The organism is Antrihabitans auranticaus (genome assembly GCF_016481275.1).
Lineage (GTDB): Bacteria > Actinomycetota > Actinomycetes > Mycobacteriales > Mycobacteriaceae > Antrihabitans.
Genome location: NZ_JAEMNW010000003.1, coordinates 62,031 through 80,199 on the forward strand (window position 1 = coordinate 62,031; position 18,169 = coordinate 80,199).

At 63.9% G+C, this 18,169-nt stretch carries 20 protein-coding genes; 7 read left to right on the forward strand and 13 right to left on the reverse strand.

The genetic code is table 11. The features are described from left to right. Nucleotides 1-88 precede the first annotated feature (88 nt). The 4 genes from hsaB to hsaA are packed head-to-tail and all read right to left on the reverse strand — an operon-like array spanning nucleotide 89 to nucleotide 3,609. A complete protein-coding gene (gene hsaB / locus JGU72_RS14530; RefSeq protein ID WP_199684701.1) occupies nucleotides 89-658 on the reverse strand; it encodes a 3-hydroxy-9,10-secoandrosta-1,3,5(10)-triene-9,17-dione monooxygenase reductase subunit in 570 nt (189 codons plus the stop codon). Further along, nucleotides 651-1,556, reverse strand: coding sequence for an iron-dependent extradiol dioxygenase HsaC (gene hsaC / locus JGU72_RS14535; protein WP_199684702.1), 906 nt, complete (start codon nucleotides 1,554-1,556; stop codon nucleotides 651-653). The genes hsaB and hsaC overlap by 8 nt, the downstream gene beginning before the upstream one ends. Continuing rightward, nucleotides 1,556-2,431, reverse strand: a complete 876-nt coding sequence (gene hsaD / locus JGU72_RS14540) for a 4,5:9,10-diseco-3-hydroxy-5,9,17-trioxoandrosta-1(10),2-diene-4-oate hydrolase (protein WP_199684703.1) — start codon at nucleotides 2,429-2,431, stop codon at nucleotides 1,556-1,558. The genes hsaC and hsaD overlap by 1 nt, the downstream gene beginning before the upstream one ends. 2 nt (nucleotides 2,432-2,433) lie before the next feature. Beyond that, nucleotides 2,434-3,609 (reverse strand): 3-hydroxy-9,10-secoandrosta-1,3,5(10)-triene-9,17-dione monooxygenase oxygenase subunit, encoded by a 1,176-nt coding sequence (hsaA, locus tag JGU72_RS14545; RefSeq protein ID WP_199684704.1) that lies wholly within the window; start codon nucleotides 3,607-3,609, stop codon nucleotides 2,434-2,436. Between the two features lie 191 nt (nucleotides 3,610-3,800). Here hsaA and JGU72_RS14550 point away from each other — a divergent pair, with 191 nt between their 5' ends. Genes JGU72_RS14550 through JGU72_RS14570 form a run of 5 tightly spaced genes read left to right on the forward strand, consistent with a single transcriptional unit; the run spans nucleotide 3,801 to nucleotide 7,533 of the window. Next, the gene (locus JGU72_RS14550; protein ID WP_199684705.1) at nucleotides 3,801-4,952 is read left to right on the forward strand and encodes a Rieske 2Fe-2S domain-containing protein; all 1,152 of its coding nucleotides are present in this window, start codon (nucleotides 3,801-3,803) and stop codon (nucleotides 4,950-4,952) included. Between the two features lie 2 nt (nucleotides 4,953-4,954). Continuing rightward, entirely contained in the window at nucleotides 4,955-5,293 is a 339-nt protein-coding gene (locus JGU72_RS14555; RefSeq protein WP_199684706.1) for a hypothetical protein, read from the forward strand. After that, nucleotides 5,290-6,270 carry an alpha/beta fold hydrolase gene (locus JGU72_RS14560; protein WP_307828450.1) on the forward strand — a complete coding sequence of 327 codons (981 nt, stop codon included), beginning with the start codon at nucleotides 5,290-5,292 and terminating at the stop codon, nucleotides 6,268-6,270. The genes JGU72_RS14555 and JGU72_RS14560 overlap by 4 nt, the downstream gene beginning before the upstream one ends. Next, nucleotides 6,267-7,121 carry an SDR family NAD(P)-dependent oxidoreductase gene (locus JGU72_RS14565; protein WP_307828451.1) on the forward strand — a complete coding sequence of 285 codons (855 nt, stop codon included), beginning with the start codon at nucleotides 6,267-6,269 and terminating at the stop codon, nucleotides 7,119-7,121. The genes JGU72_RS14560 and JGU72_RS14565 overlap by 4 nt, the downstream gene beginning before the upstream one ends. A 16-nt stretch (nucleotides 7,122-7,137) precedes the next feature. Continuing rightward, nucleotides 7,138-7,533, forward strand: coding sequence for a VOC family protein (locus JGU72_RS14570; RefSeq protein ID WP_199684707.1), 396 nt, complete (start codon nucleotides 7,138-7,140; stop codon nucleotides 7,531-7,533). A gap of 48 nt (nucleotides 7,534-7,581) precedes the next feature. Here JGU72_RS14570 and JGU72_RS14575 read toward each other — a convergent pair whose 3' ends face one another. The 4 genes from JGU72_RS14575 to JGU72_RS14590 form a co-directional block, all read right to left on the reverse strand. Beyond that, entirely contained in the window at nucleotides 7,582-8,094 is a 513-nt protein-coding gene (locus JGU72_RS14575) for a transglycosylase family protein (RefSeq protein ID WP_233532476.1), read from the reverse strand. Nucleotides 8,095-8,587: 493 nt separating this feature from the next. Next, on the reverse strand, nucleotides 8,588-9,619 hold the full coding sequence (dmpG, locus tag JGU72_RS14580; RefSeq protein WP_199684709.1) for a 4-hydroxy-2-oxovalerate aldolase: 1,032 nt from the start codon (nucleotides 9,617-9,619) through the stop codon (nucleotides 8,588-8,590). 9 nt (nucleotides 9,620-9,628) lie between these two features. Further along, nucleotides 9,629-10,531, reverse strand: a complete 903-nt coding sequence (locus JGU72_RS14585; RefSeq protein WP_199684710.1) for an acetaldehyde dehydrogenase (acetylating) — start codon at nucleotides 10,529-10,531, stop codon at nucleotides 9,629-9,631. A 10-nt stretch (nucleotides 10,532-10,541) separates the two neighbouring features. Beyond that, nucleotides 10,542-11,327 carry a 2-keto-4-pentenoate hydratase gene (locus JGU72_RS14590; RefSeq protein WP_199684711.1) on the reverse strand — a complete coding sequence of 262 codons (786 nt, stop codon included), beginning with the start codon at nucleotides 11,325-11,327 and terminating at the stop codon, nucleotides 10,542-10,544. A gap of 135 nt (nucleotides 11,328-11,462) precedes the next feature. On the opposite strand from JGU72_RS14590, the gene kstD reads away from it, so the two are divergent. Beyond that, nucleotides 11,463-13,163: a 3-oxosteroid 1-dehydrogenase gene (kstD, locus tag JGU72_RS14595; RefSeq protein WP_199684712.1), complete on the forward strand. Its 1,701-nt coding sequence runs from the start codon at nucleotides 11,463-11,465 to the stop codon at nucleotides 13,161-13,163. Nucleotides 13,164-13,174: 11 nt separating this feature from the next. Next, complete coding sequence (locus tag JGU72_RS14600; RefSeq protein ID WP_199684713.1) at nucleotides 13,175-14,032, forward strand: MaoC/PaaZ C-terminal domain-containing protein; 858 nt, start codon at nucleotides 13,175-13,177, stop codon at nucleotides 14,030-14,032. Here JGU72_RS14600 and JGU72_RS14605 read toward each other — a convergent pair. From JGU72_RS14605 to JGU72_RS14625, 5 genes are read right to left on the reverse strand one after another with little or no spacing between them, the layout of a single operon-like run. Continuing rightward, entirely contained in the window at nucleotides 13,994-14,485 is a 492-nt protein-coding gene (locus tag JGU72_RS14605; protein WP_199684714.1) for a hypothetical protein, read from the reverse strand. The genes JGU72_RS14600 and JGU72_RS14605 overlap by 39 nt on opposite strands. Further along, the gene (locus tag JGU72_RS14610) at nucleotides 14,482-15,669 is read right to left on the reverse strand and encodes a DUF58 domain-containing protein (RefSeq protein ID WP_199685311.1); all 1,188 of its coding nucleotides are present in this window, start codon (nucleotides 15,667-15,669) and stop codon (nucleotides 14,482-14,484) included. Before JGU72_RS14610 ends, JGU72_RS14605 begins: the two co-directional genes overlap by 4 nt. 44 nt (nucleotides 15,670-15,713) lie before the next feature. Then, the gene (locus JGU72_RS14615; protein ID WP_199684715.1) at nucleotides 15,714-16,673 is read right to left on the reverse strand and encodes an AAA family ATPase; all 960 of its coding nucleotides are present in this window, start codon (nucleotides 16,671-16,673) and stop codon (nucleotides 15,714-15,716) included. Between the two features lie 13 nt (nucleotides 16,674-16,686). Continuing rightward, on the reverse strand, nucleotides 16,687-17,172 hold the full coding sequence (locus JGU72_RS14620; RefSeq protein WP_199684716.1) for a hypothetical protein: 486 nt from the start codon (nucleotides 17,170-17,172) through the stop codon (nucleotides 16,687-16,689). Further along, nucleotides 17,169-18,119, reverse strand: a complete 951-nt coding sequence (locus JGU72_RS14625) for a DUF4129 domain-containing protein (RefSeq protein ID WP_199684717.1) — start codon at nucleotides 18,117-18,119, stop codon at nucleotides 17,169-17,171. The genes JGU72_RS14620 and JGU72_RS14625 overlap by 4 nt, the downstream gene beginning before the upstream one ends. Nucleotides 18,120-18,169 lie beyond the last annotated feature (50 nt).

Sequence of the window (18,169 nt, forward strand, 5' to 3'; positions counted from 1 at the left end):
AACCGTCACGAAAGTGCACTTGTCGTCGCGTTTACTCGACCGATGCGACGACAGGTGCACACTCGGCGGGATGCGGACGCCCCGAGTGCTACAGCCAGGTGTCCAATGACGTCGTGGTGAGGAACGACTCGAGGTCGTCGCGCCACGGTGCGGGAACGGTCTTCTTCGGCTCGATGGCGGTGTATTGACCGCGGTAGAACAGCAGTGGCCGACCGGACTCCCCGACGATCTCCGACAGTGACGACACGCTCCCGAACACGACGAAGTGGTCGCCGCCGTCGTGCACCGTCGAGACTGTGCAGTCGATGTGCGCGAGGGATCCATCGATAATCGGGGAACCCAATTGCGATGGCGTCCAATCGATCCCCGCGAACTTGTCGGGCTCGCGGGAGCCGAAGCGCGCGCACGTACTCTGCTGATCCTCGCCGAGCACATTGACGCAGAACCGCCCCGACCGCTCGATCGCCGCCCACGACCGCGACACTTTGGTCGGGCAGAACAGCACCAGCGGCGGGTCGAGGGAGAGCGCCGCGAACGACTGGCAGGCGAACCCGATCGGCTCGTCCCCGTCCATGGTCGTGATGATGGTGACGCCTGTGCAGAACTGACCCAGCACCGCTCTGAAGGTGCGTGGGTCGATTCCCCCAGTTTCAGTCACCGCGCATCCCCACGCTGAAGTCGTGACCCCACAGGCTGACGGCCGTACTCTCACGCGCAATCCACGACTCGTCCTTGACTTGCCTTCCTTCGCAGCCGAATTCGATGTCGAAACCGCCGGGTGTCTTCATGTAGAACGACAGCATGAGGTCGTTGACGTGCCGGCCCAGCGTTGCCGACATCTTGACCTTCTTGCGTAGTGCACGGTCGAGAGCCAGCCCGACGTCGTCGGAGTTCTCGACCTCGATCATCAGGTGGACTATCCCGCTGGGGGTCGGCATAGGCAGGAACGCCAGGGAATGGTGCCGCGGATTGCAGCCGAAGAAGCGCAACCACGCGGGTGCGCCGTCGGCGGGCCGTCCGACCATCTGCGGTGGCAATCGCATCGAGTCGCGGAGCTTGAAGCCCAGTACATCTCGATAGAACGTCAGCGCCGCCGCGTCGTCCTTCGTCGACAACACGACGTGGCCGAGGCCCTGCTCACCGGTCACGAACTTGTGGCCGTACGGACTCACCACGCGCCGATGCTCGAGCGCCGCACCGTGAAAGGCCTCCAGCACATTTCCGGACGGGTCCTCGAACGTGATCAGTTCGTCGACCCGGCGGTCGCGCAATTGCTCCGCGGTGCCCTCCTTGTGCGGGACGCCTGCGCTGTCGAGACGGTCCCGAATATCCTGCAGCTCAGCGGCATTGGCCGTCTCCCAGCCGGATACTGTGAGCCGATCCTGCTCGCCGGGCGAAATTACCAGGCGGGCGGGAAAATCGTCCATCCGCAGGTAGAGCGAATTCGGGTCGGAGCCTTTGCCCTCGACCATGCCGAGAATCTTGAGGCCGTACTCGCGCCAGGCAGCCATGTCGGTTGCCTCGATACGCATATAGCCGAGTGATCGAAGTCCCATTACTTGCCTCCTTCGAGTAGAAATTCTGCTGCGAGCCTGTTGAATTCGTCGAACTTCTCCAGCTGAGCCCAATGTCCGCAGCCGCCGAAGACGTGCAGCTGCGCGCGCGGAATCATCTTCAGCGCAACCAATGCGCCGTCGAGCGGATTCACACGGTCCTCGCGACCCCAGATCAACAGCACCCGCTGGCGCAGCTTGTAGGCGTCACGCCAGAGCATGCCCTTCTCGAAGTCCTTACCCGAGAACGACTTTCCCATCGCCCGCGCCGCACCCAGTGCTTCTGGGGTACTCGCATTCTCGAAACGCTCGTCGATCAGTTCCGGTGTGATCAGTGACTGGTCGAACACCATGATCCGCAGAAATGCTTCTAGCCGCTCGCGCGTCGGTTCGTAGTTGAACTTCGCCAGATTCTTGACGCCTTCGGTCGGGTCGGGCGCAAAGAGGTTGACGCTCAACCCACCTGGGCCCATGAGCACGAGCTTGCCTGCGCGGTCGGGATAATCGAGCGCAAAACGAACCGCTGCTCCCCCGCCGAGCGAGTTGCCCAGCAGGTGCACGCGGCCCGAGATCTCCAGCGAGTCGAGCAGATCGTTCAGCGCAGACGCGCTGTGGACAAAGTACTGCGGGTGATCGGTCGGCTTGTCGGACGCGCCGAAACCGGGCTGATCGACCGCAAGCACGTGAAACCGTTGCGCGAGAACGGGAATGTTTCGCGCGAAGTTCGACCACGACGACGCGCCGGGTCCGCCGCCGTGCAACAGCACGATCGTCGGACCGTTGCCTACACCGGCCTCGTGGTAGTGCAACTTCAAGTCGGGACGGACCTGCGCGAAGCGAGAGGTCGATTCGTATGTCAGTTCGTCGACGGCTGTCACTGTCAGACCATCGTGTCCGAGATCGGCAGGCCGAATTCTCCTGAGCCGAACATTTGGTATGCGCGCTCGGGATCGTTCGCTGCGTGCACGCGACCGGCATGTGCATCACGCCAGAACCGCTGCAGCGGAGTACCGTTCGCGAGCGCAGTTGCTCCCGAGCTCTCGAAGAGCTTGTCGATCGACGAGATGGAGCGACCCGTCGCACGGACCTGGTCACGCCGTGCCCGCAACCGCATCTCGAACGGAACTTCTTGCCCCGCAAGGAGAAGCGCATATTCGTCGGCGACGTTGCCCGACAGCTGACGCCACGCGGCGTCGATGTCACTGGCGGCCTCGGCGATACGGACCTTGGCGAACGGATCGTCCTTCGCCTTCTCCCCGGCGAACGCGGCACGGATCCGCTTGCCCTGATGCTCGACATGCGCTTCGTACGCACCGTATGCCATGCCGACGATCGGAGCCGAAATCGTCGTCGGATGAATTGTGCCCCAGGGCATTTTGTAGACAGGAGCGGTATTGCGCTCCAGTCCGGGAGCGGTGAGCGTGCTCATCGCACGGAAGCTCAAGGTGTGATGTCGCGGTACGAACACGTCCTTCACGACGACCGTGTTGCTGCCGGTGCCGCGCAGCCCGACCACGTTCCAGACGTCGTCGATGCGGTAATCCTCGCGGGGAATCAAGAAGCTCACGAAGTCGACCGGGCGACCGTCCTTGATCACCGGACCGCCGAGCACGGCCCACGACGCATGGTCACATCCCGACGACCAGGCCCACGCACCGTTGACCTTGTAGCCACCGTCGACAACTTCGCCGGCGCCCATCGGGGCGTAGGACGACGAGATTCGGACGTCGGTGTCGGCGCCCCACACGTCCTCTTGCGCCTCCTGCGGAAACAGCGCGAGATGCCAGTTGTGAACGCCTATGATCGACGACACCCAACCGGTCGACCCGCACGCGCTCGCGATCCGGCGGACCACCTCGTAGAACAAAGTGGGATCGGCTTCGTAGCCGCCCCACTGCGACGGCTGCAGGAGCCGGAAGAAGCCCGTCTCCTGAATAGCCTTGATCGATTCGTCCGGAATACGGCGAAGATCCTCGGCTTCCTGTGCGCGTTCGCGCAAACTGGGCAGAAGGGCCTCGACCCGCTGCGTCACCTCATGACTGTCGTGGCCACCCACTGGACACTCCTGTCTGTCTGCGTCTGTTCATTCTCCTTTCAGAGACTAGAACACGTTCCCATTTGTGTCGAGCACACTGCAAAAGTCCTGGCCACGTCGAGCGTTACGGAACCGAGCAACCGATTCGACTAGCGCAAACGGTGGGTTTTTTGTAACGTGTTCTAGTAGCGCAAACGGAGCAGGGAGGTCGCATGACGCGAGTTCGCGAGATTGACGTCGGCAGTACCCCGAGCAGATTCGCCCGCGGGTGGCACTGCCTCGGCTTGGAGCGCGACTTCCTCGACGGTAAACCGCACGGTGTCGAAGCGTTCGGAACCAAGCTCGTCGTCTTTGCAGACAGCCAGAACAAGCTGCACGTTCTCGACTCGTACTGCCGGCACATGGGTGGCGACTTGAGCGAGGGCTCGGTCAAGGGCGACTCGGTCGCGTGCCCGTTTCACGACTGGCGCTGGGGCGGCAACGGCAAGTGCAGCGCGATTCCGTATGCCCGCCGGGTTCCGCCACTCGCGCGGACTCGGTCGTGGATCACCCTGCAGGAGAACAAGCAGCTCTTCGTGTGGCACGACGTCGAGGGCAATCCCCCGCCCGACGACGTGATCATCCCGAGACTGCCCGAGGTGTTCTCCGACGACTGGACCGACTGGACGTGGAACACGCTCCTCGTCGAGGGCTCCAACTGCCGCGAGATCATCGACAACGTGGTCGACATGGCGCACTTCTTCTACGTGCACTACGGGTTTCCGAAGTACTTCAAGAACGTCTTCGAAGGCCACGTTGCGACGCAGTACCTGCAGAACCACGGCCGCCCGGACGTGAAGAGCATGGGCACGCAGTACGGAAACTCGGTCCTCGACTCGGAGGCGTCGTACTTCGGTCCGTCGTACATGATCAACTGGCTGCACAACGACTACAGCGGGTACAAGGCCGAGAGCGTTCTCATCAACTGCCACTACCCGATTACGCACAACTCGTTCATGTTGCAGTGGGGTGTCTCCGTCGAGAAACCGAAGGGCTTGGACGACGCGACGAGCGAGAAGCTGGCCCGCAAATTCACCCAGGGTGTCACCATGGGGTTCGAACAGGACGTTGCGATCTGGAAGCACAAGACCAAGATCGACAATCCGCTGCTGTGCGACGAGGACGGTCCGGTGTATCAGCTGCGTCGTTGGTACGACCAGTTCTACGTCGACGCCGCCGACGTCACGGAGAAGATGACCGGGCGGTTCGAGTTCGAGATCGACACAACGCGAGCCATCGAGGCATGGCAGCGCGAAGTCGACGAGAACCTTGCCCGTCAGCACGAGGAAACCGAAGCGGAGTCCGACAACCGGGCCGGGGTGTAGACGTGGACGCGTCGGGCTGGGCGAAAGCGCCGGACTTCAGCGGCAACGCCGCCCGGGCCGAGGCCGTCCGCTCCCAGACCCTGGTCGACAAACACACCTATCTCGAAGACGGGATGACCCCCGTCTCGTGTGGTCAGTGCGGGACAGAAGTGCTCGTCCGCAAGAACAGCGTCAAGCACACCAGCATTCAATGGACAACCGATCCGGCCAGTTCGTGCCCGGAGTTTGCGAACACGAACGGCGGTCGCCCGGTCGGGATGTCGTGTCCGCAACTGCGGCGCAGCATCGACCACGCGGTCCTCGAGGGCATGGTCCACATACTCGACAGAGAGGCACCGTGAGCGAGCGAACAACAGGCACCGTGAGCGAGCGATTTGTCCAGACGAACGGCATTACCCTGCACGTCACCGAACTCGGATCCGGAAAGCCCGTGGTGTTCTGCCACGGCTTCCCGCACACGTCGTTCGTGTGGCATCGCCAGCTGGAAGCAGTAGCGGCGGCCGGGTACCACGCGATCGCACCCGACCTGCGCGGTTACGGACGCAGCAGCGCCCCCGACGACGTCAGCGCATATTCGAACGCCGAAAGCGTTGCCGACCTGCTCGGATTGCTCGACGACATCGGTGCGGAGAAGGCCGTGTTCGTCGGCCTCGACTTCGGCGCGGTGCTCGTGTGGGAGCTCGCCCTACGCGCGCACGAGCGGGTCGAGGCTGTGATCGTCTGCAACAACCCCTATCTCGGTCGCGCGCCACGACGGCCGAGCGACATGTGGCGTCGAATCGCGGAGAAGCACTTCCTGCATTTGCACTACTTCCAAGAGCCGGGCGTGGCAGACAAGGAACTCGCGGAAGATCCTCGCGACTTTCTTGCCCGGGTGTACTACGCACTGAGCGGCGACTATCACTATCTCGATGTCTGGAAACACCCGTCGGAAGGCACCGGCTATCTCGACGCTCTCCCGAAAGCGCCACCGCTGCCCTGGAAGTGGCTATCAGTAGATGAGTTCGACATCCTTGCAACAGAATTCGAGCGAACTGGGTTCACCGGCGGACTCAGTTGGTACCGCGCACTAGACGTCAACTGGGAGTTGACCGAGCACTTGACCGACACGAAAGTCGAGGTGCCGGCATTCTTCCTCTGGGGCGAACGGGACTGCGACATGGAGGGTTTCAGTGGTCCCGATCCGATCGGCGCGATGCGCACGAAGGTTCCGGATCTGCGCGAGGTCGTGATGATTCCCGGTGCAGGGCATCTTGTGCAAATGGAACGTAGCGACGAGGTCAGCAAGCATCTCCTCGAATTCTTGAGTGCGCTGTGAAGGGGAAGATTGCACTCGTCACCGGCGCCAGTCGTGGCATCGGAAAGGGCATCGCGCTCGAACTGGGTGCAGCGGGTGCGACCGTGTACGTCACGGCACGCAGCGTCGAGGCAGGACGGTTGCCGGGGACGGTCGGTGGCACGGCCGCCGAGATCGATGCCTTGGGCGGAACCGGCATACCACTGCCCTGCGATCACAGCGACGACGACGCGGTGGCTGCCGTCTTCGAGCGGATTCGTACCGAGTCGGGTCGGCTCGACGTGCTGGTCAACAACGTCTACAACAGTCCGGCGGCGGCGCGCTGGCTCGGGAAACCGTTCTGGAAAGTCCCCGTCAAAGCGTGGGACGAGACCTTCGACATCGGAGTGCGGTCCCACTACGCCGCGTCCGTGCTGGCGGCGCCCCTGATGATCGAGCGCGGTAGCGGCCTGATCGTCAACATCTCCTCACCAGGCGCAGTCCGCCGGATGCACAATGTCGTCTACGGCGTCGGCAAAACCGCGGTCGACCGCATGACCGCCGACATGGCACACGACCTCGTCGGCACAGGAGTTTCGGTCGTGTCGCTCTGGCCAGGAATCGTCAACACCGAACTACTGCAGATGGTGCCGCGCGGTCAAGACGGCCGCCGCGTCGTAACACTTCCCGGTGAAGGCGAGTTCGACCTCGACAAGGCAGAGTCGCCGCGATTCGTCGGTCGGGCGGTTGTGGCTTTGGCCCAGGATTCTGAGGTTGGCGCACGGTCCGGGCGGGCATGGCCCGTCGGCGAGTTGGCCGACGATTACGGGTTCACCGACGTCGACGGCAGAGTTCCTGGTTCCCGAAAGTACAAGTCAACGACCGACGTGTAGCGGGAAACTGGTGATCATGAGCATCACCGGCCTGTCCCCCTACCTCTACTACGAAGAAGCCGACGCGGCGTTGCGCTGGCTCGAACGGGTCCTCGGTTTCGGTCCGGCGAAGCGCTGGCTCGACCCCGACGGGGTCCTACAGGAGGCCGACATCGACGTCGGCAACGCACACATCAGCATCAGTGCACGTGCGCCGGGTCCCGATGACGGTCGCGGGGCACTGCTGATCGTGCACGTCGACGACATAGATGCCAGGCATAGGCGGGCGGTCGAGGAAGCCGGCGTACCGGTCAGCAATATCGAGAGACAGCCGTACGGTCCGCAGTCGTTCAACGTCACCGACCCGTGGGGTTACAAGTGGTACGTCTGGGAGGGCGAGGTCTCCCCTGCGCCGGGGTGGACGGAGGCATAAAAAAACGACCCACGGCGTGTGCCGCGGGTCGTTTCTCTTACGACTGGATCAGACCGCGCTCTCGACGAGTGCCGACAGGTCCGACGGGATGCCGGCGCCGGTGGCTGCCTGGTCGAGCTGCTCGCTGTACTGCACCGCGGCCGTGATGGCCGGGTCGACCGGCTGGGCCGGTGCGGCGGGCAGTTCTTCAGGCGCCGGTGCGAGGTTCGGGCTCGACTCGGTGCTCAGCGGGCCACCACACGTCGGCCATGCGCCCTTGCCCTGGCTGTGCAGGACGTTCTCGCCGACGCGGATCTGCTCGGCCTTCGAGGCATTGCTCGCCGAGCCGGAGCCACCGTTGGCTTCCCAGGTGCTCTGCGAGAACTGCAGGCCGCCGTGGTAGCCGTTTCCGGTGTTGATTGCCCAGTTGCCGCCCGACTCACACTGTGCGACGGCGTCCCACTGCTCGACCGTCGCGGCCGACGCAGTTCCATTGCCAAAGGCGATCGGGGCTACGACTACGGCACCTGCAGCGGCGACGAGGGTAGCGGTGCGTTTGACGTTGGAGAAGATGGCGCTCATGTAAGTAGAACCTTTCCACATAGTTTCGCGAGTCAAGGCGCGCCAAAATTGCGCACACAAAGCGTTTGGTAATTCGCTCCTCGCGGTGCCCGGGGAATGTTGTCATCGACCCTGCGGGCAAGTATTTGAATTCTCTGGTCGTTTCCGGCTTTCGAACTGAAAACTACCCTACATAGTCGTTGCCGGAATGTCATCGCGAACCAGGTTTAGCGGACTTTGTTTAGAGTGGCTAAATACCAATTGGTTTCGCAATATATGAGCACGTCAAAGCGTGTTTACCTGCGAATACACCGCGGCACATGGACAGCTCGATGTAACTCGGATCACCGGTGGAATGAGATGGCGGTCACTATGCACAGCGCGCAGATAACGGGCGTATCACGGTGAACCGACCCGTGAGTCGCACCCTTTCTCGGGATTTGCACCGAGATTTGGGCCCTATTTCCGGTGCGGATCCAGAAAGGGGGTGCGGCGCGGGGCGGGAAAGCGTCTCTTATGAGACAGCGGCCTCGCGCTGCAATTCGAGTGCGATATCGATGAGCTGGTCCTCTTGCCCGCCGACCAGCTTGCGGGCACCTGCCCGGACCAGCATTTCGGCCGACGACACCCCATACCGCTCGGCCTGGCGCTCGGCATGCTTGAGGAAGCTCGAGTACACGCCCGCGTAGCCCATCATCAGGGCCTGCCGGTCGAGCAGACACTCCTGCGGCATGACCGGGCGGACCACGTCCTCGGCGGCATCAGCGATCTTGAAGAAGTCGATTCCGGTCTTGATACCGAGTTTGTCGCAGACTCCGACGAACGCTTCGACTGGCGTATTGCCTGCGCCTGCTCCGAATCGGCGGGTACTTCCGTCGATCTGCTTGGCACCGCCACGCACGGCGCAGATGGAATTCGCAACGGCGAGGTCCAGGTTCTCGTGGCCGTGGAAGCCGACCTGCGCGTCGTCACCGAGTTCCGCGACGATTGCTGCCACGCGATCGGTGACCTGCTCGAGAACCAGTGCGCCGGCCGAGTCGACTACGTACACACACTGGCAGCCCGCATCGGCCATGATCCGGGCCTGCTTGGCGAGATTCTCCGGCGGCTGGGTGTGGGCCATCATCAGGAACCCGACCGTCTCCAGTCCGCGTTCACGCGCGAGCCCGAAGTGCTGGATCGACACGTCTGCCTCTGTGCAGTGCGTGGCGATTCGGCAGATCGACGCACCGTTGTCCTGCGCGATCATGATGTCTTCTTTGACTCCGACACCGGGCAGCATGAGAAACGCGATCTTGGCGTTCTTGGCCGTCTTCGCGGCGATGGAAATCAGATCCTGCTCAGGCGTCTTCGAGAAGCCGTAGTTGAACGACGACCCGCCAAGCCCGTCACCGTGCGTGACCTCGATGACCGGCACACCGGACTCGTCGAGCGCGGCGACGATGTTCGCGACGTCGTCGGCGGTGAACTGGTGCCGCTTGTGGTGACTGCCGTCTCGCAGGGACGTATCGGTGATGCGAATGTCGAGTTGATCCGAGAAAGCCATGATTACCCCTTACACCCGCGCCGAAAGAATTTGCTTTGCGACCTCTGCGCCGACCTTTGCGGCGGCCGCGGTCATGATGTCGAGATTGCCCGCGTACGGCGGCAAATAGTCACCTGCCCCTTCGACTTCGACGAAGATCGACACCTTCGCGAGCCCGCCGGAGACCATCGACGGCGGATCGAATTGCGGGTCGTTGAGCAGGCGATAGCCGGGCACGTATTCCTGAATATCAGCAACCATTGCGCGGACCGACGCCGTAATTGCGTCCTGATCCGCATCCTCGGGAACGGCGCAGAAAATGGTGTCGCGCATGATCATCGGCGGATCCGCCGGGTTCAGCACAATGATCGCCTTACCGCGTGCCGCACCGCCGATCGTCTCGACGCCGCGGGAGGTCGTCTTCGTGAACTCGTCGATATTGGCGCGCGTACCGGGACCAGCGGAAACCGAGGCGACGGACGCAACGATCTCGGCGTACGACACCTCGACCACTCGCGAGACAGCAGCGACCATCGGGATCGTCGCCTGACCGCCGCACGTGATCATGTTGACGTTGGGCGCGTCGAGGTGGGCACCGAGGTTCACAGGCGGCACCACCGCCGGACCGACCGCGGCCGGCGTCAGGTCGATCGCCCGGATTCCCGCGTCGGCGTACTTCTGCGCCGCCGCCCTATGGACGTATGCCGACGTGGCCTCGAAGACGAGGTCCGGCTTCTCCGCCTGCGCGAGCAGCCAGTCGACGCCCTCGGCGGATGTCTCGAGGCCCAGCTTGCGGGCGCGCGCGAGGCCGTCGCTGTCCGGATCGATGCCGATCATCCAGCGGGGTTCCAGCACGTCGGACCGCTGCAGCTTGTAGAGCAGGTCGGTGCTGATGTTGCCGGAGCCGACGATTGCGACGCTTGCTTTTGCCATCTGGAATCTCCTATACGAACTGCAGCGAGACTGTGCCGAGGCCGGTGAAGTCGGCATGAAAGTTGTCGCCCGGACGGGCGTCGATCGCGCGGGTGCACGATCCGGGCAGGACGATGTCGCCGGCTTTGAGTCGCACACCAAAGCTTGCGACTTTGCGGGCGAGCCACGCAACAGCTATCACCGGATCGCCGAGGACCGCGTCGCTGCGACCCTTCGCGACCACCTCGCCGTTACGAGTCAGTACGGCGTCGATGTTCTTGATATCGATGTCGCCGGGCGCGACCCGCTCGTCGCCGAGCACGTAACCGGCAGACGACGCGTTATCGGAAATTGTGTCGGGCAACTTGATCTTCCAGTCGCTGATCCGGCTGTCGATCAATTCGATGGACGGTGCAAATGCGGTCGTCGCTGCGAGTACGTCGGCTTCGGTGCAGTCCTCGCCCGGCAGGTCCGCGCCGAGCACGAACCCGACTTCGACCTCCACCCGCGGAAAGCAATACTTCGCCGCGGGCACAGGCTCGCGCTGCGAGACCCCCATGTCTTCGAGCAGATGCCCGTAATCGGGTTCGTCGACGCCCATCATCTGCTGCATCGCCTTCGACGACAGCCCGACCTTGTGGCCGACGACCCGCGCACCTGCGTCGAGTCGGCGCCTGATGTTGATCAGTTGAATTTCGTATGCGTCGACGACGTCGATGCCGTCGTAGGTCCCCGTAAGCGGCTCGATCGGCGACCGGTCTTGCTCGGCGACCCAGAGCCGCTCGGCTATCTCGTTACGGAGTTGCGTCGACAACATCCCAGGTCCTTCCCGCTACCTGCATCAATCTCGATCAAACTGGAACACGTTCTAGGTAGAACCTTACCGCGAGTTTTAGGGTTTCTTCACACAATGAATGGACCGACAGGCCCCTCATTCTATAACGTGTTCTACATGAGCGAGCAGGAATATGACATCGTCGTCGTCGGCAGTGGCGCCGGCGGCATGACGGCCGCGCTGACGGCAGCGCATCGCGGACTGACCGTTGTCGTCGTCGAGAAGGCGCCCCACTACGGCGGATCGACGGCCCGATCAGGGGGCGGGGTGTGGATTCCGACGAACGAAGCGCTCGTTGCGGACGGCGTGACCGACGACCTCGAGTCGGCGCGCAAGTACCTGCACCACATCATCGGCGACGTCGTTCCCACCGAACGGATCGACACCTACATCGACCGTGGACCCGAGATGATCTCGTTCGTCCTCCGGCATTCACCGCTGAAGTTCAGCTGGGTGCCCGGTTACGCCGACTATTACCCTGAGGCACCCGGCGGCCGAGTCGGTGGCCGGACCATGGAACCCAAACCGTTCAACGGGCACAAACTCGGCGCGGAACTGGCCAACCTCGAACCCGATTACGGCAAGGCCCCCCTCAATTTCGTTGTGACGCAGGCAGACTACAAGTGGCTCAACCTCAGGAAGCGGCATCCGAAGGGCAAGCTTCGTGTCATGCGCGTCGGCGCGCGCTGGGCATTCGCGAAGCTCACCGGCAAGCATCTGCTCGCCCGCGGCCAGGCTTTCGCAGCGGCCCTGCGGAAGGGTCTGCTCGACGCCGGCGTCCCGATCATGCTCGACACCCCGATGCAGGACCTCTTCGTGGAGGACGGCCGGGTCACCGGTGTGCTCGTCGAGATCGACGGTAGGCCCGAACTGATCCGCGCAACGCACGGCGTCGTGCTGGCATCGGGCGGCTTCGAGCACAACGAGGAGATGCGTAAGAAGTACCAGCGGGCACCGATCGGCACCGAATGGACCGTCGGCGCCAAGGCGAACACCGGCGACGGCATCGTTGCTGGCCAAAAGCTCGGTGGTGCAACCGATTTGATGGACGACGCCTGGTGGGGACCGTCGATTCCGCTGACCGGAGGTCCGTGGTTCTGCCTCGCCGAGCGCAATCTGCCCGGCAGCATCATGGTCAACGACCGCGGTCAACGCTTCCTCAACGAATCCGCACCCTATGTCGAGGCCGTGCACAAGATGTACGGCGGCGAGTACGGAATCGGTGACGGCCCCGGCGAGAACATTCCGACGTGGATGGTCATCGACCAGCGCTACCGCGATCGGTACATCTTCGCGGGCCTCCTTCCCGAACAACGCTTTCCGAAGCGGTGGATCGAAGCCGGAATCGTCACCAAGGGCGACTCGATCGCCGAGCTCGCCGAAAAGGTGGGCCTCCCGGTCGACAACCTCGTCGCAACCGTGGAGCGCTTCAACGGCTTCGCGCGAACCGGCAAAGACGAGGACTTCGGCCGCGGCGAAAGCGGCTACGACCACTACTACGGCGACCCCCGCAATAAGCCCAACCCGAACCTGGGTGCCCTGGAAAAGGGTCCGTTCTACGCGATCAAGATGGTGCCCGGCGACCTAGGCACGAAGGGCGGACTCAAGACCGACACAGCAGCTCGAGTGCTGCGCGAGGACGGCAGTGTGATCGATGGCCTGTACGCGGTCGGCAACTCGAGCGCGCCGGTGATGGGCCACACCTATGCCGGACCCGGAGCGACGATCGGTCCCGCGATGACCTTCGGCTACCTGGCTGTGCTCGACATCGAGCAACGATCCAAAGCGCCTGCCACCGAACGCGTTACGAACGGATAGGACACCCGACGATGCCGATCGATCCCGCCCTCGCCATCGGCGCCGAACTCGGTTCGAGCACCTTCGGCTGGGAACCTTCCGACGTCCAGCTCTATCACCTCGCCGTCGGTGCGGGTGGCCGCCCGACCGATCCGCGCGACCTCCGCTACCTCGACGACAAGTCGCCGCAGGTCCTGCCGACTTTCGCGACGGTCGCAGCCACGTTCCATGCGACCGAAGCACCTCGCGTCTCGTTTCCGGGCGTCGAGATCGACCTTGCGAAAGTGGTGCACGGCAGCCAGGAAGTCCGGGTCCACCGACCCTTGCCCGCAGCCGGAACCGCCACGACCACCACTCGGATCGCCGAGGTCTGGGACAAGGGCAAAGCGGCGGTGATCGTGCAGGAGTCGAGCACGGTCGATTCTGACGGAACGCCGTTGTGGACTGCTCGGTCGTCGATCTTCGCTCGCGGCGAGGGCGGGTTCGGCGGCGAGCGCGGCCCGTCGGAATCGTTGCCGCTGCCGGACCGCGAACCGGACTACGACGTGACGACGGCGACGTTGCCGCAGCAGGCACTGCTGTACCGCATGTGCGGCGACCGCAACCCACTGCATTCGGACCCCGAATTCGCCAAGGCCGCAGGGTTTCCCGCACCCATCCTGCACGGGCTGTGCACATACGGGCTCGTCTGCAGGACGGTAGTCGACGAGGTCCTCGACGGCGATGCGACTGCGGTGGCCGGCTTCCGTGGCCGGTTCGCCGGCGTCGTCTTTCCTGGCGAGACGTTGCGGACCCGCATGTGGCGTACCGACGACGGATTGCTGATCAATGCGTCCGTCAGTGAGCGCGATTCACCCGCGCTGGCCGACGTTGTGCTCACCATCGTCTGATTGCAATTGCGACTGCGTGTACGGGTGAATTGCGAGCGCGAACAGCAGAACGACCGCGATCGGTGCGACGACCGGTAACCACGCGAACTCGACTGGGAAGGTGACGGCGGCCAGACCGACGAATGCGAAACCTGCTGCCGCCGCAATCGTTTGACGTGAGGTCGTCACCACACCGGCCGGGGCGCCTGCACCGAAGATCAACAGTAGATAGGCCGTAGCGGCAATGCCGGACAGTCCAGCGAGGACTGCCGTCGGATAGCCGAGGGCAAGGGCAGCGACGGCTGCGAGTACTGCCGCCGTCGATGCGGCCCGTAGCCAGAGGCTGACAATCACGAGCAGCGTGGCGGGTGCCGCCGCGGCCAACGCGATCGTCGGCGCCCCGGGGAGCGTGGCGGCGACCATACACATACCCGCGGACGCGGCAAAAGCCTTGAGCGGCAGTGCTGGATTCATCGTCGGCTCCGTCGTCGTCCGGAATGATCGGGGATCAGCCGCATTGCCATCTCGAGCGTGATGTCTTCGTGCCAGGCGACCACGTCGACACCGATCGTGCCCATGTCCCTGTACATCGCCTTGCGTTCGAGGCGCCACATGCGCCTGATGGCAGGTGCCAATTCGTCTTGGAACGGCGCCCCACGCAGAATGTCGACCGCCACGACCGTGTGTCCGCGCCGGCGCAGATCGATGAGCGAGAGTGCGAACTCGGTATCGAGCAGCGTCGTGAACGCGATGACGATCGCGCCCGCGGGCAGTGCCGCTCGTGGCGCCAATGTTCCAGTGGTCGTGGCGAATTCGTCTCCGACACACAGGACGGTGTCGAGCACCCGATAGAACTGCCGACGGCCGATATCAGGGCCGAGCCAACGTGGCGATCGGCCGAGACCGACTATCCCCGCGCGGTCACCGCGTTGCAACGCGCTCTGCACGATCTGCGTTGCACCGCGGACCGATCGCTCGACCGCATCGGTCGCAGGGCCGGGAGCCTGTGGGTACGTGTCGATCAGCACCACGACATCGGCGGCCCGGTCGGTCATCCGCTCGGTCACGTGCAAGCGGCCACGACGCGCACTGACCGGCCAGTTCACCGTGCGCAATTGATCGCCCGGTACGTATTCGCGGATGTCGGCGTATTCGACGCCGGGACCGATCCGGCGCGTCAGGTGTGTGCCGATCCGGTCGGGCAACTCGGTCCGCGGGATCGGTGTCGCCTGTGGCGCTGCGAGCGGATAGACGTGCACCTCCCCCACCGTCAACGTCGCCGATCCCACCAGCAGTCCGTTCGGTGCCATCGCCTCCACCCGGACGGGCACGAGGTAGCGGCCCCAGCGTTCTGCGGAGAGCCGCAACGTCTTCTGCGTCGAGTCCGCCGTCATTCCGCCGATCGGCAGGGGCGTCACCGTCAGAGCTGTCGGTGCCCCGACCGGTTCGACGACAACGGCCAGCTCGACCTCTTCGTTCTCGAAGCACCGCACGGTTCGTGGCTCCGCGAATCCACGAACGCGCTGTGACGGTATCTGCCACATGACCGAGGTGAGCACGCCGAGCAGCGGTGCAGCGAAAGCGACCAGCTGCCACCGTGATCCGACGACGGCAATCGCGAGCGCCGCCGCAGCGCACGTTGCGATGACCAATGCCATCGGCGATGGTCGCCAGTCGAGGCCGCTTTCGACCGGGTCGGTACTCACACCGGAGTCCTCGGCACGGGTATGCGCCGCAACAATTCGTCGACGATGTCCTCGCCTCTGATCCGCCTGACCCACATCTCCGGTCGCAGACTGATGCGGTGCGCCATTGCGGCGACGGCAAGTGCTTTGACGTCTTCCGGAATCACGTAGTCCCGGCCGAGCATGACTGCTCGCGCCCGCGACAGCTGGACGAGATCGAGCTCGGCTCGCGGGCTCGCTCCGACCTCTACCTGCGGGTGATTTCGGGTCGCATTAGCCAGTGCCACAACGTACTTCAGCACATCACGATGGACAGACACCTGCTCGATCGATTGCCGCATCGCGACGAGGTCGGCAGCATCGACGATCTGCCGGACGACCGGTGCCTCGCTGCCGCGGTCGAGCCGCCGCTGCAACATCTTCTCCTCGTCCGCTTCCTTCAGGTAACCGAGCCGGAGCCGAATCGCGAACCTGTCGAGCTGGGCTTCCGGAAGCGGGTAGGTGCCTTCGTATTCGATCGGATTGTCGGTCGCCAGTACGACGAACGGCTCCGGCAGCCGCCGCGTTTCACCGTCGATGCTGACCTGGCCCTCACCCATCGCCTCGAGCAGCGCGGCCTGCGTCTTCGGCGGCGTGCGGTTGATCTCGTCCGCCATCAACAGGTTCGTGAAGATCGGCCCTGGCCGGAATTCGAAACGCCCGGTGTGCATTTCGTAGATCGTCGAGCCGAGTAGGTCGGCAGGTAGGAGGTCGGGCGTGAACTGGACCCGGTTGAAGTCGAGCCCGAGAGCACCCGCGAACGACCGGGCGATGAGCGTTTTGCCGAGGCCCGGGAGATCCTCGATCAGGACATGGCCGCCTGCCAGCACGGCCAGCAACACCATCGTGAGCGCGTCTCGCTTGCCGACCACGACACGTTCGATTTCGGTCAGCACGGCGTTCGCGTTGGACGTCGTGAGTTCCGCGGATGCCATCATGATCGGTTCTCCTTCATAGCTTTTCCAAGCGCTCGAGGATGACTTCCAACGCCTCGCGGCCAGGGCCGGCCGCCGAGCGATCCGCGTAGGACACGTTCATCGGATCGACCCAGGGCCACAACTCGGGACCGAAAAGCACCTTGCCGGATTCGTGGAACGCGGCCCTGTCCTTGGATTGCTTGTGACCGGTTGCCATCTGAAATTCGCGAGCCAGGATCGGCCGCAGGTGCCGGTCCCATTCCCCGCGGGTTCCGTCGGACCAACTGAGCATGGTCTCTGTGCGCACGCGCCATCGTTGCAGACTCTCGACGGGCGACAGGTCGACCTGCTCCTTGTCCCCGCTCTCCGGTGCGGGAGCGAGCCAGACCAGGAACCCGATCAGGACAAGCGCAACCGCGACTCCGGACGCAAGCAGCAGGAACGAGCGCCGGTCGACCGTCAGCGAGAACAACTCCACCGCGAGGACGACGGCTGTTCCGAAGAGGACGACGCGAATCATGACGAACTCCGCACATCGTCGGAAACCATGCGCAGCAGCCTGACAGCGGTGTCACGTTGCGACTCGAACATTTCGTGACTGCTGAACCGGGCCTCCGCGAACAGTCCGACCAACTCCGCGGCCGCATCGGAATGCAGCACACCGTGGTCGACCGCCCTGGCCAGCACCTCGGACGGCGTATCGGACGCATGCGGCGCGGCGTCGGGTGCCGTTGCGAATTCTTTCTCCATGGCGATGTAGCACGCGATGATCGCTTCGCGCGGATCCCGACCGGGCTCGCTCATCTCCGCAAGCCCCAGTTCGGCGGCCCGGGCCAGCGAGTCCGAGACGGAGTCTGGATCGGGTGCCGCACTGTCTTCGACGGCCATCGTCGCGGCCGACGGCCTACTTCGTGCGACGGCCAGGGCAACGCCCGCTCCGGCGACCAGCAGCAACACGGCACCGAGAACGACGAGCGTCAGCATGGCCTGTGGGGGCTCGGGTTCTTCGGGTTGCACCGGCTGCGGCGCGCGCTGATTGCCGGTCGAGCCGCCCTCCGATTCGGCGGATTCGCGGCTCTCGCCGGGTCTGTCGATTCCGACCGTCACGAACGACGCGACAACGGCGAACAGCGCAAAAACCGCTGCGATCGCGGCGAGGTAAAGCACGAACTTGCGCCCCAGCCGGAACCGCAACCGATCCGAGCTTTCGTCCGACACCGGCCGTGGGGAGTCCTTCTTCTCACGCCACGTCGTCACGATCCCGACGATGAGGATTCCGACCGAGATCAGCAGCAGGACGTGCACGGCGATGATCGAACCGAGCCCGGACTCAGGCTCGCGCCGAGGCGTCGGCTCAGCGTCGGGCAGATAGCCGCGCAGCGCGACAGCGACGAGCACCACGAGAGCAACCAGCGCTGCCGTGCGAACAAGGGGACTGCTCAGACCGGAAGTGCGGAGACCACCCATCGGATCGACCCAACCTCATTGCGGGGCTTTACTCCATGCTTACACGAGAT

Excerpts from the sequence above, each read along its gene's own strand:
- JGU72_RS14575 (WP_233532476.1), bottom strand. The coding sequence starts at position 8,094 with ATGAGCGCCATCTTCTCCAACGTCAAACGCACCGCTACCCTCGTCGCC.
- JGU72_RS14600 (WP_199684713.1), top strand. The coding sequence starts at position 13,175 with ATGCCGATCGATCCCGCCCTCGCCATCGGCGCCGAACTCGGTTCGAGC.
- JGU72_RS14610 (WP_199685311.1), bottom strand. The coding sequence starts at position 15,669 with ATGGCATTGGTCATCGCAACGTGCGCTGCGGCGGCGCTCGCGATTGCC.
- JGU72_RS14620 (WP_199684716.1), bottom strand. The coding sequence starts at position 17,172 with ATGATTCGCGTCGTCCTCTTCGGAACAGCCGTCGTCCTCGCGGTGGAG.
- JGU72_RS14625 (WP_199684717.1), bottom strand. The coding sequence starts at position 18,119 with ATGGGTGGTCTCCGCACTTCCGGTCTGAGCAGTCCCCTTGTTCGCACG.
- kstD (WP_199684712.1), top strand. The coding sequence starts at position 11,463 with ATGAGCGAGCAGGAATATGACATCGTCGTCGTCGGCAGTGGCGCCGGC.
- JGU72_RS14570 (WP_199684707.1), top strand. The coding sequence starts at position 7,138 with ATGAGCATCACCGGCCTGTCCCCCTACCTCTACTACGAAGAAGCCGAC.
- dmpG (WP_199684709.1), bottom strand. The coding sequence starts at position 9,619 with ATGGCTTTCTCGGATCAACTCGACATTCGCATCACCGATACGTCCCTG.
- hsaC (WP_199684702.1), bottom strand. The coding sequence starts at position 1,556 with ATGGGACTTCGATCACTCGGCTATATGCGTATCGAGGCAACCGACATG.
- JGU72_RS14550 (WP_199684705.1), top strand. The coding sequence starts at position 3,801 with ATGACGCGAGTTCGCGAGATTGACGTCGGCAGTACCCCGAGCAGATTC.
- JGU72_RS14590 (WP_199684711.1), bottom strand. The coding sequence starts at position 11,327 with ATGTTGTCGACGCAACTCCGTAACGAGATAGCCGAGCGGCTCTGGGTC.
- JGU72_RS14605 (WP_199684714.1), bottom strand. The coding sequence starts at position 14,485 with ATGAATCCAGCACTGCCGCTCAAGGCTTTTGCCGCGTCCGCGGGTATG.
- JGU72_RS14615 (WP_199684715.1), bottom strand. The coding sequence starts at position 16,673 with ATGATGGCATCCGCGGAACTCACGACGTCCAACGCGAACGCCGTGCTG.
- JGU72_RS14585 (WP_199684710.1), bottom strand. The coding sequence starts at position 10,531 with ATGGCAAAAGCAAGCGTCGCAATCGTCGGCTCCGGCAACATCAGCACC.